The organism is Pseudomonadota bacterium (genome assembly GCA_039028155.1).
Lineage (GTDB): Bacteria > Pseudomonadota > Alphaproteobacteria > SP197 > SP197 > JANQGO01.
Map to the genome: position 1 here is coordinate 54,391 of JBCCIS010000011.1, position 13,690 is coordinate 68,080.

Annotated in this window: 10 protein-coding genes; 7 read left to right on the forward strand and 3 right to left on the reverse strand. The window is 62.1% G+C overall.

Going from position 1 to position 13,690, the window contains the following annotated elements:
- Positions 1-47: 47 nt before the first annotated feature.
- Positions 48-458: a hypothetical protein gene (locus AAF563_08205; GenBank protein ID MEM7121240.1), complete on the forward strand. Its 411-nt coding sequence runs from the start codon at positions 48-50 to the stop codon at positions 456-458.
- Positions 459-462: 4 nt separating this feature from the next.
- Here AAF563_08205 and uvrA read toward each other — a convergent pair whose 3' ends face one another.
- Entirely contained in the window at positions 463-3,318 is a 2,856-nt protein-coding gene (gene uvrA / locus AAF563_08210) for an excinuclease ABC subunit UvrA (protein ID MEM7121241.1), read from the reverse strand.
- A gap of 205 nt (positions 3,319-3,523) precedes the next feature.
- On the opposite strand from uvrA, the gene ssb reads away from it, so the two are divergent.
- On the forward strand, positions 3,524-4,009 hold the full coding sequence (gene ssb / locus AAF563_08215; protein ID MEM7121242.1) for a single-stranded DNA-binding protein: 486 nt from the start codon (positions 3,524-3,526) through the stop codon (positions 4,007-4,009).
- Here the strand turns inward: ssb and AAF563_08220 are convergent.
- Positions 4,006-5,655 carry a patatin-like phospholipase family protein gene (locus tag AAF563_08220; GenBank protein MEM7121243.1) on the reverse strand — a complete coding sequence of 550 codons (1,650 nt, stop codon included), beginning with the start codon at positions 5,653-5,655 and terminating at the stop codon, positions 4,006-4,008. The two genes, ssb and AAF563_08220, sit on opposite strands and share 4 nt — an antisense overlap.
- Before the next feature lie 219 nt (positions 5,656-5,874).
- Between AAF563_08220 and gyrA the strand changes: the two genes are divergently transcribed.
- From gyrA to AAF563_08240, 4 genes are all read left to right on the forward strand, one after another.
- Complete coding sequence (gyrA, locus tag AAF563_08225) at positions 5,875-8,709, forward strand: DNA gyrase subunit A (protein ID MEM7121244.1); 2,835 nt, start codon at positions 5,875-5,877, stop codon at positions 8,707-8,709.
- Between the two features lie 87 nt (positions 8,710-8,796).
- Positions 8,797-9,327 (forward strand): pantetheine-phosphate adenylyltransferase, encoded by a 531-nt coding sequence (gene coaD, locus AAF563_08230; protein ID MEM7121245.1) that lies wholly within the window; start codon positions 8,797-8,799, stop codon positions 9,325-9,327.
- 31 nt (positions 9,328-9,358) lie between these two features.
- The gene (gene queA / locus AAF563_08235) at positions 9,359-10,414 is read left to right on the forward strand and encodes a tRNA preQ1(34) S-adenosylmethionine ribosyltransferase-isomerase QueA (GenBank protein MEM7121246.1); all 1,056 of its coding nucleotides are present in this window, start codon (positions 9,359-9,361) and stop codon (positions 10,412-10,414) included.
- Between the two features lie 129 nt (positions 10,415-10,543).
- On the forward strand, positions 10,544-10,870 hold the full coding sequence (locus tag AAF563_08240) for a hypothetical protein (protein MEM7121247.1): 327 nt from the start codon (positions 10,544-10,546) through the stop codon (positions 10,868-10,870).
- A gap of 84 nt (positions 10,871-10,954) precedes the next feature.
- Here AAF563_08240 and AAF563_08245 read toward each other — a convergent pair whose 3' ends face one another.
- The gene (locus AAF563_08245; GenBank protein ID MEM7121248.1) at positions 10,955-12,970 is read right to left on the reverse strand and encodes a redoxin domain-containing protein; all 2,016 of its coding nucleotides are present in this window, start codon (positions 12,968-12,970) and stop codon (positions 10,955-10,957) included.
- A 114-nt stretch (positions 12,971-13,084) separates the two neighbouring features.
- Between AAF563_08245 and AAF563_08250 the strand changes: the two genes are divergently transcribed.
- Positions 13,085-13,669, forward strand: a complete 585-nt coding sequence (locus AAF563_08250; GenBank protein MEM7121249.1) for a TetR/AcrR family transcriptional regulator — start codon at positions 13,085-13,087, stop codon at positions 13,667-13,669.
- Positions 13,670-13,690 lie beyond the last annotated feature (21 nt).

Consider the following 13,690-nt stretch of genomic DNA (forward strand, 5'->3'; position numbering starts at 1 on the left):
AGCCCGTCGGGGGGCTTCCTCTGAGCGTTCGAGGAAATGGGGGGACCATGACACACGCCACTGGAACCATTTTGAAAGGCCTTGCCCTGGCCACGGTGTCGGTGCTTTTGCTCGCGACACAGCCGGCGCTGGCCGATGACTCCGCCGAAGAGATCGCCGAGGCCGCCCTTCATGCCGGCTACGCGTCGAATGGCGCCGAGATCGGTGATATCCACACGCACCTTCAGCATGTCGTCAATTGCCTGGTCGGCCCGGACGGTGTTGGCTTTCACGCCGGCGCCGGCAACCCCTGCGACGGTATGGGCGCGGGTGCCATCGCCGACACCAGCGACGCCGATACGCGCTTCGCCCTGGAGAGCGCGCTCACGTCGGCTCTGTCGGGGCTGGGTTCCAACGACATCATCACAGCCAAAGATGCCGCCGGCCGTACGCAAGAGACGCTTGAACAGTTGATGTAAACGTCTATTCGGCGGCGTCAGCCGTCTTGCGGGAAGGTTTCAGCAACCCGGCCAGATAGTGACCGGTATAGCTTTCCTCGACGCCGCTGACCGCTTCGGGGGTGCCCGCCGCGACGATACGGCCGCCGCCGTCGCCGCCTTCGGGGCCCAGGTCGATGATCCAGTCGGCGGTCTTGATGACTTCCAGATTGTGCTCGATCACCACCACCGTGTTGCCCTGTTCGACGAGGGCGTGCAGCACCTCAAGCAGCTTGCGCACATCCTCGAAATGCAGGCCCGTTGTCGGTTCGTCCAGGATGTAGAGCGTGCGGCCCGTGGCGCGGCGCGACAGTTCCTTGGCCAGCTTAACCCGCTGGGCCTCGCCGCCGGAGAGCGTCGTCGCCGGCTGGCCGATCTTGATGTAGCCCAGGCCGACTCGATTCAACATCTCAAGTTTCTGCCGGATCGCCGGAACAGCGTTGAAGAAACTGAGTCCTTCCTCAACAGTCATATCAAGAACATCGGCTATCGATTTGTCTTTAAATAAAACTTCCAGTGTTTCCCGATTGTACCGCGCGCCCTTGCAGACATCACACTGGACGTAAACATCGGGCAGGAAGTGCATCTCAATCTTGATTAATCCGTCGCCCTGACAGGCCTCGCACCGGCCACCCTTGACGTTGAAGCTGAACCGGCCGGGTTTGTAGCCGCGCGCCTTGGCCTCGGGCAGGCCGGCGAACCAGTCGCGGATCGGCGTGAAGGCGCCGGTATAGGTCGCGGGGTTGGATCGTGGCGTGCGGCCGATCGGCGATTGATCGATGTCGACGACCTTGTCGAGGAATTCGGTGCCCGTCAGCTTGTCGTGGGCGCCCGGATGCATGCGTGCGCCGTTGAGTTTCTTGGCGAGCGCCTGGTAGAGCGTTTCGATGATTAGGGTCGACTTGCCGCCGCCCGAAACGCCGGTGACGCAGGTGAAGGTGCCCAGCGGGATGGTCGCGGTTACCTTCTGCAGGTTGTTCGCGGTCGCGCCGACGACCTTCAGCGCCTGCTTCTTCTTGCCCTTGCGCCGCGTCTTCGGCACCTCGATCTGGCGCATGCCGGTCAGATATTGGCCGGTCAGGCTCTCCGGGTTGGCCATGACCTCCGCCGGCGCGCCCTGGGCGACGACCTTGCCACCGTGTTCGCCCGCACCGGGGCCCATATCGACCACATACTCGGCCGCGCGGATCGCTTCTTCGTCATGCTCAACGACAATCACCGTGTTACCGAGATCGCGCAGGCGCACAAGCGTGTCCAGCAGCCTCTGGTTATCACGCTGGTGCAGCCCGATGCTCGGCTCATCCAGCACATAGAGCACGCCGGTCAGGCCCGATCCGATCTGCGATGCCAGCCGGATGCGCTGGCTCTCGCCGCCCGACAGCGAGCCGGAATTCCGTGACAAAGTCAGATACTCCAGCCCGACCTTGTTCAGGAAACCCAGCCGTTCGTTGATTTCCTTCAGGATGCGATGGGCAATGGCCTGCTGCTTTTCGGTGAGCTTGGCTTCCAGCTCGGCGAACCAGCGCCCCGCGGCACCGATCGACATCTCGGAGACCTCGCCGATATGCAGGGCGTCGATCTTGACCGCCAGCGCTTCCGGCTTCAGGCGGTAACCGCCACAGGATTCGCACGGCGCGGTGTTGTGATACTTGGCGAGTTCCTCGCGCACCCATTCACTTTCGGTCTCGCGCCAGCGCCGGTCCATGTTGGGAACGACGCCTTCGTAAGGCTTGTGAGTCTCGTAGGTCCTCAGGCCATCATCGAAGGTCATGGTGACCGGCTCGTCGCCTGAACCGTAGAGAATGGTCTGGCGCATGTCCTTGGGCAGATCTTCCCACGGCGTCGCCATGTCCTCGCCGAAATGGGTGGCGAGCGATTCCAGCGTCTGCACATAGTACTGCGACGACGAGTTGGCCCATGGCGCGACAGCACCCTTGCCGAGCGACAGGCGCTCGTCGGGCACGACAAGCTCCGGATCGAAGTAGAGGCGGGAGCCCAGGCCGTCGCAGGCGGGGCAGGCGCCGAACGGGTTGTTGAACGAAAACAGGCGCGGCTCGATCTCGTCGATGGTGAAGCCGGAGACCGGGCAGGCGAACTTGGCCGAGAAGATGGTCTGGTCGCCGGTATCGGCGTTCTCGGCGAAGACCAGCCCGTCGGCCAGGCTGAGCGCCATCTCGATGCTGTCGGCCAGACGCGTCTCCAGACCTTCGCGCACGACGACGCGGTCGACGACGACCTCGATGTTGTGCTTCAGCTTCTTGTTTAGCTTCGGCGCGTCTTCGATCTGATAGACCTCGCCGTCGATCTTGACCCGCTGGAAGCCGCGCTTCATCAACTCGGCCATTTCCTTGCGGTACTCGCCCTTGCGGCCCCTGACGATTGGCGCCAGCAGCATCAGGCGGGTGCCGGCTTCCATGGCCATCACCCGGTCGACCATCTGGCTGACCGTCTGGCTCTCGATCGGCAGGCCGGTCGCCGGTGAATAGGGGACGCCGACTCGCGCCCACAAAAGACGCATGTAGTCATGGATCTCGGTCACCGTGCCGACGGTCGAGCGCGGATTCTTCGATGTCGTCTTCTGTTCGATGGAGATCGCCGGCGACAGGCCCTCGATGTGCTCGACATCGGGCTTTTCCATCAGCTCCAGGAACTGACGCGCATAGGCCGACAGGCTCTCGACGTAACGGCGCTGGCCCTCGGCATAAATCGTATCGAAGGCCAGCGACGACTTGCCCGAGCCACTGAGACCCGTGATCACCACAAGCCGGTCGCGCGGGATCTCAAGATCCACGTTCTTCAGGTTATGTTCACGCGCGCCGCGGATGCGGATCGACTTGTGCATGCTGTGTCTCTTCCCTCAAGGACGAGCTTGTTAGAACGCGGGCCGCGGGCTGGCAAGTTACCCACGGAAATCGACGTCCAGCGCGCCTTGCCAGGGGTGCTTTTTCGGTCCCGCTAGTGTGTCCTACGACGGTCGATTCGCCATGGATGACACGTCCGGGGCAGTCAGCTAAGGTGCCGAAAACGTCGAGGAACAGGAGTAGAACATGGCCGGCAGCGTGAACAAAGTCATTTTGGTGGGGAATCTCGGCCGCGATCCGGAAATCCGACGCCTCAACAGCGGCGACCCTGTGTGTAACTTGTCGCTCGCGACCTCGGAGTCATGGAAGGACCGTCAGTCCGGTGAGCGTAAGGAGCGCACGGAATGGCACCGGGTGGTGATCTTCAATCCTAACCTGTGCGATGTTGCCGAGAAGTACCTGAAGAAGGGCTCGAAGATCTATCTGGAGGGCCAGCTCCAGACCCGCAAGTGGCAGGATCAGTCAGGTCAGGACAAGTACTCGACCGAGGTCGTGGTCCAGCGCTTCCGCGGTGATCTGCAGATGCTCGACAGCCGCGGCGAGGGCGGTGGCGGTTATGGCGGCGGAGGCGGCGGCGACGACTACTCCGGCTATAATCAGGGCGGCGGCGATGCCGGCGGTATGGGTGGCGGTGGCGCCGGCAGCGACATCGACGACGAGATCCCGTTCTAGCGAAGCTTCTCCAACGCTTCGTTGATTTTGGACCGCGCCAGTCTCTCAAGCCGGGATTGGCCAAAACAGAGGTAGACGCCTTTTGCCGCAAGACGGGCCGCCAGGCCGTTCACCTTGGTGTCGATCATCTGATGCGCCACGCGGCGCGCCCGCTTTCTGATGTCGCTACTGAGTTCGTCCAGGTTCACCACGCTTGTCGGGGGGCGTTCTGGAACCGCAACGCGAGGTTTTGCATCGCCGCATAAGGGAATGATCGGGATCAGATGCGTCGTCCCGTCATCGGCAAAGCGATGCCGTTCATTTTCCTCATCGTAGATGCGGAATTGCTTCAGCGTCTCCTGATCGACGCCGGCGAAGATCTCCTTGTTGTCTTCGGGCAGTGCGAAATGCTGGCTTAAGAATCTCTGACAGTTTCGTCGACCCAGCTGGAAGTCGTGCTGACGGAAAGCTTTGGCCAAAAAGCCGCCGAAGCCACCGAGGACCGAGGCCATCATCGCCGGCTCTATGAGTTTCTTTTGCTCGTTGCGAAGTGTCGGTGCGATCATGAAGCGACTGTAGTCGCTCGTGTCGCCGGCGATCTCAAGCTCCGATGGCTTGAACCGGGCTTGATTGACCAGCGCGTTGAACATGGACGACGCGATGATCAGGACGTCGTCTGACAACTTGTCTTCCTTTTCGAGATCGACCTTGTTTGGGAACGGGTCGATCATGATGACGGCCCGGTGCGCGTCGGTGCAGGCGGAATCACCGTGTTGACCATCGCCGCCCTCGAGATATCGACGCGCGAGCTCCAGTGGCTCGTTGTTCATCAGGCCGCCATCGACACAGAGGAAGTCGTATGGTGCGGAATCGGCCCCCGGCAAACTAGATGCACCCTCGAAGTCGAGGCGCTCCTTGTATTGCCCGACTGGACGCGTGAGCTCGCGGGCTTGCAATCCAATGGGAAAGGCGCCGCTGGCCAAGGCGGCATCAGCCAAGGTGCGCCAGTTCTCGTCCACCTTGCCTTCTCGGCAAAGTTTGTCCGGGTTGAGCAGGTCGTACAACGGATCGCCACCATCGCTGCGCGTTACTTTGAAACGCATATGATCGGCATGGGCCAGCATGCCGTAGCGCGACGCGCCGGGGTCACCTTCCAGGCCAAAGCCGTAGGGCACGCCACGCAGGTTCGCGACCGTGAGGAACACAGCGAGGTCGTCGTCGACGTAAGGCCGTGCCTTGGACAAGGGGTCCATCTTCAGGCCACACATCGCGATCTCGCGCAGGACCGTTGAGTCCAGCGCTGAACAGACGGGTTCGCCGGGATGGAGGTCTTGTGCGCCCAGCAGGTGGCTGATGTCGATTTGTTCGACCCATGAATGAAACAGGCGGTTGCGGCTGGGATCCGGTGGCTCGGTCACGTCATTGACGGGCTCGGTCTTGGCATTTAGCGCGACCGCCGCCAGCGCCGTACACATGGCGCCTGCCGACGCGCCCGACATGACACGCAGCTTGACATCGTGCGGCAAGATCGGCGTCGAGCCGTCAGCTTTTTCGGCGTACCAGGCGTCGAGCGCCTGGATCAGGAAGTCGACCACACCGGCGGCGTAGGCGCCGCCGGAGATGGCGCCGGCCATTACGAGCCCGAGTTCAAACGTGCGATCGGCCATTATCCGAGCCCCCCTCGAATCCACAACGCCCGCGAGAGAAAAGATACAGCCATACAGGGCTTGCGCGAACGAAAATCATCCGCCGTCGCGACGGTAAACCGACCTCTCACAGAGTTTGTTCGCGGCTGCGAAGAATGGTAAACTTCGCGCTTCAAATGCCTAGGATCTGGTGGCCGAAAAACTGCGCCACCACAACATCTTGTAGAAATACGCACCACCTTGACCGAGATCCCACCTCCCGAGTCGTCTGACGTCGCGCCGATCACGATCGAAGACGAAATGCGGCGCAGTTACCTCGATTACGCCATGAGCGTCATCGTCGCGCGCGCGCTTCCGGACGTGCGCGACGGGCTGAAGCCGGTGCAGCGGCGCATCCTCTATGCCATGCACGAGGAGGGCTATACCTCCGACAAGGCCTACCGCAAATCGGCGCGTATCATCGGTGACGTCATGGGCAAGTATCACCCCCATGGCGACAGTGCGATCTATGACGCCATGGTCCGTATGGCGCAGGACTTCTCGCTGCGTCTGCTGCTGATCGACGGCCAGGGCAATTTCGGCTCGATGGACGGCGACCCGCCAGCGGCCATGCGCTACACCGAGGCGCGGCTCGCCAAGGTCGCGGAGACGCTGCTCGAGGACATCGACAAGGATACCGTCGACTTCCGCGACAACTATGACGGCAGCGAGAGCGAACCGTCGGTCCTGCCGGCACGCTTCCCCAATCTGCTGGTCAACGGCGCCGGCGGTATCGCCGTCGGCATGGCGACCAACATCCCGCCGCACAATCTGGGCGAGGTGATCGACGCCTGTTGCGCGTTCATCGACAACCCCGGCGTCTCGTCCATGGACCTGATGCGCTATGTGCCCGGTCCTGACTTCCCAACCGGTGGCCTGATCATGGGGGCCGGCGGCATCCGAAGCGCGTACGAGACAGGCCGCGGCTCGGTCATCATGCGCGCCAAGGTGCACATCGAGGAAATCCGGAAGGACCGCGAGGCCATCGTGGTCACTGAGGTGCCGTATCAGGTGAACAAGGCCAGGCTTCTGGAACGCATCGCCGAACTGGTACGTGACAAGCGCATCGAGGGCATTTCCGACCTGCGCGATGAATCCGCGCGCCAGGGCGTGCGCGTCGTCATCGAGATCAAACGCGACGCCATGGCCGAGATCGTCCTGAACCAGCTCTACCGGTTCACGCCGCTGCAGACCTCGTTCGGCTGCAACATGCTGGCGCTGGTCAATGGCAAACCGATCCTGTTGACGCTACGCGAGATCATCGAGCAGTTCGTCCGCTTCCGCGAAGAAGTCGTCACCCGACGCACAAAGTACCTGCTGGGCCGGACCAGAGCGCGCGCCCATCTGCTGCTGGGTCTGACCGTCGCCGTCGCCAATGTTGATGAGGTCGTCGCCTTGATCCGCAATGCCGCGGACCCGGTCGAAGCCCGCGAAAAGCTGATGGCGCGCGACTGGCCGACTGGCGACATCGTACCGCTCATCGCGCTCGTCGAGGGTGACGAGGCGGCCGCCGCTATCGCAAAGAAAGGCAGTTACAAACTCTCCGAGGAGCAGGCCCGCGCCATCCTCGAACTGCGCCTGCAGCGCCTGACCGGCCTGGAACGCGAGAAGATCGTCGAGGAGCTCAATGAGCTCGTCGAACACATCTCCGAGTACCTGGATATCCTGCGTTCGCGCGACCGCCTGATGACAGTGATCCGCGAGGAAATGCTGGACATCAAGGACCGGTTCGCCGACCCCCGCCGTACCCAGCTTGCCGAGGCCGAGGCGGACCAGGACGACGAAGACCTGATCCAGCGCGAGGACATGGTCGTCACCGTCAGCCACAAGGGCTACGTCAAGCGCGTACCGTTGGCGGCTTATCGCGCCCAGCGGCGCGGCGGCAAAGGCCGTTCCGGCATGGCGACCCGCGATGAGGATTTCGTCAGCCGCGTCTTCATCGTCAACACCCACGCCTGGGTGCTGTTCTTCTCGACCGCAGGCAAGGCCTATCGCCTGAAGACGTATCGTCTGCCCATGGCGACCCCACAATCGCGCGGCAAAGCCTTCGTCAACCTGCTCCCCTTGGAAGAGGGCGAGACCATCTCCACCGTCATGCCGATGCTGGAGGACGAGGAGAGCTGGGGCGATTATCACATCATGTTCGCGACGGCCCACGGTTCGGTGCGCCGCAACCTGTTGTCCGACTTCGCCAACATCCGCGCCAACGGCCTGATGGCCATGAAACTGGACGAGGGCGAGCGCCTGATCGGCGTTGAAACCTGCCGGCCCGACCAGGATGTCCTGCTGTTCACCCGCCAGGGCAAGTGCATCCGTTTCCGGGTCGACGACGTGCGCGTCTTCTCCGGCCGCTCGTCGTCGGGCGTGCGCGGCATACGCCTCGCCAAGGGCGACGAGGTGCTCGGCATGACCATTCTGGACCATGTCGAGATCGACGCGCCGACACGTCGCGCTTACATGAAACGCATCAACATGGAACGCCGCGCCAACGGCGCCGAAGATGACGATGCTGAGGCCGATGACACGATTGTCGAAGAGGCCACTGGCGACGAGGATGCCGCGACCGACGAGGTCGTGCTGGAGGAAGCCGACTTCCAGGACATGAAGGCGCGCGAACAGTTCCTGCTGTCGGTCGCCAATGACGGCTTCGGCAAGCGCACGTCGGCCTACGAATATCGGGTGACGGGCCGTGGCGGCAAAGGCATCGACAACCTGGAACTGGGGCGCGGCGCCAAGAAACCGCGTGCCGAGGTCGTCGCCGCGTTCCCGGTCGCCGACGGCGACCAGATTGTCCTGATCTCCGACGGCGGCCAGATCATCAGAAGCTCCGTCGATGAAATCCGTCAGACCGGCCGCAAGTCGCGGGGCGTCACCATCTTCCGCGTCGCAAAGGACGAGACGGTCGTCTCCGTCGCCCATATCGACGACGAAGAGGCCGGCGAAGACGATGACGAGGAGGCGTTGACTGAAGGTCAGACTGATAGTGAGTTCGCTGATGAGACGGGGGTCGAAGGGCCCCCGGATGACGAGGCGTAACCACGGAATCACACGACCCTTGTCCAGGGCGCGCATCCTCGTCATGATGCACTGCACAAATTTCCTGTCAGAAAGGCTGTGAGCACCATGGCGAAGCAGCGTATCGGCATCTATCCCGGCACCTTCGATCCGATCACCAACGGTCATCTGGATGTCATCAAACGTTCGCGCAAGCTGGTCGACAAGCTTGTGGTCGGCGTCGCGATCAACGCCGGGAAGGGGCCGTTGTTCAGTCTGGACGAACGGGTTCAAATGGTGGCCGACGAGATCGCCGACTTCGACGGCGACGGTCTTGCCGAAGTCGAGGTCCGGCCGTTTCGTGGCCTCCTTATGCACTTCGCCCAGGCGTGTGACGCCGGCATCATCGTGCGCGGCCTGCGCGCGGTATCCGACTTCGATTTCGAGTTTCAGATGGCCGGCATGAACGCCCGGCTCGACGATGAGATCGAGACCGTGTTCCTGATGGCGTCTGAGAACCACACCTTCATTGCGTCGAAGCTGGTCAAGGAGATCGCGCTGCTAGGCGGTGCCTATGACAGTTTCGTGCCGGAGCGTGTCGTCCGTCGACTGGACGAGGCAGTGCAGCGCCATCAGCGCCAGACCGCCGACGGCGATTGACCGAAGGCCCCGCCAACAGGTTCGCTGACCCATGCGGGTCGACCAGTTCGATTTCGATCTTCCCGATCACCTGATCGCCGACCACCCGGTCGAGCCGCGCGATGCCGCGCGGATGCTCGTGGTGCGCGGCGACGGCCGGTTCGAGGATCGTGTCTTCGGTGACCTCACGGGCTATCTGAGCGCTGGTGACGTTCTCGTCGTCAACGACACCCGGGTCTTCCCGGCCCGCCTTTCTGGGAAGAAGGGCGATGGCAAGGTCGAGGTTACGCTGACGCGCGCCAATGCCGATGGCACCTGGCAGGCGCTGGCGCGCCCGGCGCGCAAGTTGAAGGCCGGCGTCTCGATCGCCTTCGCCGACGGATTCTCGGCTGACGTCACCGCCAAGGGTGAGGGCGGTGCGGTGACGCTCTTGTTCGCGACAGGCGACGCCGACCTCATGACCCTCCTGGATCGTCACGGCATCATGCCCCTGCCGCCCTATATCGACCGCAAGGCGGGTCCGGAGAACCGCGACCGGCAGGACTACCAGACGGTCTATGCGGTGCAGACCGGCGCCGTCGCGGCGCCAACAGCCGGACTGCACTTCACTGAAGATCTGCTGGCACGCATCGAGACAATGGGTGTTCGCGTGGTCCGCATCACACTTCATGTCGGGATCGGCACGTTCATGCCGATCAAGACCGACGATACCGACGACCATGTGATGCACGCGGAGTGGGGTGAGATCTCAAAGGCAGCCGCCGCGTCGATCAACGACGCGCGCCGTCAGGGCGGCAGGGTCTTTGCCGTCGGCACGACCAGTGTGCGTCTCCTCGAAAGCGCAGCCAATGACGTCGGCGATGTCAATCCGTTCTCGGGTGACACCGACCTCTTCCTGGTGCCGGGCAGCCGGTTCAAGGTGGTCGACCGTATGATCACGAACTTTCATCTGCCACGCTCGACGCTCTTCATGCTGGTCTCGGCGTTCTCCGGCACCGCGCGCATGAAGGCGGCCTATGCCCACGCCGTCGCGGCGGGCTATCGGTTTTACTCTTATGGCGATGCCTGTTTGTTGGAGCGGCAGCCGTCACCGGACGGTGCGCTCTAGCGCAACCAGGAGGCGATAGTTCTGCTTTTCCCTTCGCGTTCGCCTGCTTAAACTAACGTACCGGCTGGTTCTGCGACGGCCTCAGACTAAAGTCGGCCGAACTTTTGCCTTAAGGGGGAGGTTAGCACCATGTATCGACGTCTATGTGCGGGTATGGCGGTCGCCGCGTTTGTGCTGTTCATGGCTCCGGCCTTTGCCGGGGTGCAGGACTTCTACGTCCGCAACTACGGTAAGTTCGCGGTGTTCTACATTTTTGTGTCGCCGGACTATTCCGACGACTGGGAAGAGGATGTGCTGGGATCGGAGGTCCTGATGCCCGGCGAGGAACTCGAGATCACCATGCACGGCTATGGCAATCACTGTTTCTTCGATATCTATGTTGAAGATGAGCGGGGCAACTATCGAGAGTATTGGGGCGTTGATTTGTGCTCCGTGCTCTATGTCGATTTCCCCTAATGACCGTGTCCGGCGGGCCGCGTTAGAGCGGGCTGACCCGTCTTGTCGCAGTTGCGAAACGGTCCCATCAAGACCGGCTCTGCTCTAGTGACTTATGAGATCGTGCAGATCCGGCGGCGGGCTTCTTAGGCTCGCGTCCTGGTACCAGGAGTCGTAGGAAGCGCTGATGATGCTGTCGCGTTGGCGCCAGTCATCGAGCACGAAACTCACCCAGATCTCACACATCTCCTCGTTGGAACCCCAGCCCCATGTGACATCAACCGGCGGGACGGCGGGGTTGTAGGGATTGTCGGACGAGTTATCAAAGCTGAACCAGGCATCGATCCGGCTGCCGGCCGGCAGGTGAAGCGGTTCCCGCAGGACGTAGACGTTCTGCCAGCGGAAGTCCCACTTCTCGATATGGATCAGAGGGATCACCTCGCCGTCCGGCAGCGTTGCCGTGGCGATGACCTCCTTGCCCAGGTAATGCATGTGGGGCAAGAGGTCGACCAGCGTCATGCCGGCGGGGATATCCATGTGGAACTGGCGCCAGTAGTCGTCGTCCTCCGGCTTGATGTCGAGGTACTGTGTACCGATGACAAAGCCGTCGACCCATTTCGAAACCGGCTCGTCGGCGAAGTAGAACGCCATGCGGCTCTGGTCGGCCGTCGCTTTGCCGCTCAGGTGGTAGTGAATTTCGAAGACGATGTCGCCTTCGCCCTCCGGCAGCCACATGCCGTAGCCGTCGGGCATGGTGTAAGGGATGGCGCCCGGCGTCCATCCGCCGATGCCCCAGGTATCCTGTTCGCCGTTGTAGTCGAAGAAACCGCCGGTGCCGAAGACCGAGAAGCCGGGCTCCGCGTCCTTGGCGTCTTCGCGCCGGGCACGCCCGCTATAGTCGACGAAAACGTTGGCGTGATGCACGACGGATGTGTCGCCGGGCCGAAACTCCATGCCCTTGATGGCGGTCTCGCTGAACAACTCGAAGGGGATGACGAAGTAGCGGTAAATGTCGGGTCCGGTTGCCGGCAGGTCGAAGGGCTCGGTCATTTCAACCACCAGATCCGGTTCGCCGATCTGCCAGCCGTCTTCCGGCCACAACGGTTCGGGCAGGGCATCGGCCTGCTCGCCCAGAGGCGCGCCGGCATTCGACCATTCCAACAACAGGGCGATTTGGCGTTCGCTCAAGTGGCGCTCGTCGCGGAAGGCGCCGAATCCATGGGCCGCGCGCCACGGCGGCATAACACCCTGCAGCGTCACCAGGCTCACCATGGTAGCGCGGCGTCTCAGCTGCTCGTAACTCTCAAAGGAGAACGGACCGACGCCGCCGTCGCGGTGGCATTCCACGCAGTTGGCGTTCACCAACGGCGCGATGTCGCGCGTGTAGGTAACCTCTTCCGGCATACCGTGGTTCCAGGCCTCGAACACGCAGCCGACAGGCATGGTGCGTTCTGGAAGAAGGGGATCCCCGGTCTTAAGCGCGGTCATTGTGTCCAACAGGTCGTGTGAGGTGATGGTGTTGCGCAGGACGCCAATGGCTTCGAACCGGTTGTCGATGCGGCCGCGATAGACGACCTCGTTGTCCGGGCCGATAACGAACGCTTCGGGTGTCGCCAGGGGGTCGAGGCGCACGGCAAGTTCGCCCGACCCGTCGAAGATGACGGGAAAGCCGATGCCATAGTCACGAGCGAACTGCCGTGCTTCCTCGGGCGTGATAAGGGGGTCGGACATCACGCCATAGAACTCGATGCCGGCGTCGGCCGCCTGATCGGCAAAAGCCTGAAGCTCCGGCGCATAGCGGTTGGAGACGGGACAATAGTTGTCGAGGAAAACGAGGACCGCCGGCCGGGCCGAGTTGGCGATGCCGATGTTATGGATCTGGCCCTCCAGGTCGACGACTCGCGCACCAATCACATCGACCGTCTCACCCTGCCAGCTGCTGAAATCCTGAGGGTCGGGTTCCATCAGATCGTGGTTCATGGTGCCACCCATCTCACCATGATCCATGACCATATCGTCCGCATGCAACGTCACGAGCGGTAAGGTCAATCCGATGGTAACGGCGACGATGGCCGGAGCCATCAGCCGGATCAATGGCGCCATCGATGTGAGGTGTTTCATGGCCTAGTCCGGTGGATTGTCGGATATGAAAATCTTGAGTTTTGCCTATAAATTGTCAACCTTGAAAATGTACGCAGATCTTTACCAACCGTCTTGTTGTGATAAGTGAGGCCCATGCCCAGACCCGACCTGACTGAAGAGCGTACGGCCATGATTCTAGACGCTTTTGCGCGCTGTGTGGCACGCAAGGGACTGGACGCCACATCGCTTGAAAACGTCGCTGACGAGGCCGGCGTTAAGCGGTCAATTCTGCGTCATTACGTCGGCAATCGGGACGATCTGATCAATGCGCTGGCGCAGCGCGTTGACGCGCGCTACCGCGAGGTGATGGCCGAACTGGTGGCCAGCTTGCCGAAGCAGCGGCCGGCCAACGCGCTCCTGGACTTTCTGTTTTGGGACTATGGCGATGAGACCAATCACGATGTGCAGGTGGCCGAGGTCTTGATGGCCGCGGCCCGCAACAACGAGTCGCTTCGGACGATATCAAAGGGCTGGCTCGACGATTTCACACAGATTGTCGCCGATGCTCTGCAGCGCCACTACCCGAAGGCCGGTAAGAACCAGTGCTGGACCGTGGCCTATGGCGTGGTGTCGATTTACTACAGCCACGAGTCACTCAGACAAATGCCGCTGCCGGAAAAGTATCGCCGCGCCGCCCGCGCGTCAGCCGAGATGTTGACCGATACGCTGGCGTTGTGATTGCGGGATCGGCCACAGTTC

Excerpts from the sequence above, each read along its gene's own strand:
- AAF563_08240 (MEM7121247.1), top strand. The coding sequence starts at position 10,544 with ATGTATCGACGTCTATGTGCGGGTATGGCGGTCGCCGCGTTTGTGCTG.
- ssb (MEM7121242.1), top strand. The coding sequence starts at position 3,524 with ATGGCCGGCAGCGTGAACAAAGTCATTTTGGTGGGGAATCTCGGCCGC.
- AAF563_08205 (MEM7121240.1), top strand. The coding sequence starts at position 48 with ATGACACACGCCACTGGAACCATTTTGAAAGGCCTTGCCCTGGCCACG.
- AAF563_08220 (MEM7121243.1), bottom strand. The coding sequence starts at position 5,655 with ATGGCCGATCGCACGTTTGAACTCGGGCTCGTAATGGCCGGCGCCATC.
- AAF563_08245 (MEM7121248.1), bottom strand. The coding sequence starts at position 12,970 with ATGAAACACCTCACATCGATGGCGCCATTGATCCGGCTGATGGCTCCG.
- queA (MEM7121246.1), top strand. The coding sequence starts at position 9,359 with ATGCGGGTCGACCAGTTCGATTTCGATCTTCCCGATCACCTGATCGCC.
- uvrA (MEM7121241.1), bottom strand. The coding sequence starts at position 3,318 with ATGCACAAGTCGATCCGCATCCGCGGCGCGCGTGAACATAACCTGAAG.
- AAF563_08250 (MEM7121249.1), top strand. The coding sequence starts at position 13,085 with ATGCCCAGACCCGACCTGACTGAAGAGCGTACGGCCATGATTCTAGAC.
- coaD (MEM7121245.1), top strand. The coding sequence starts at position 8,797 with ATGGCGAAGCAGCGTATCGGCATCTATCCCGGCACCTTCGATCCGATC.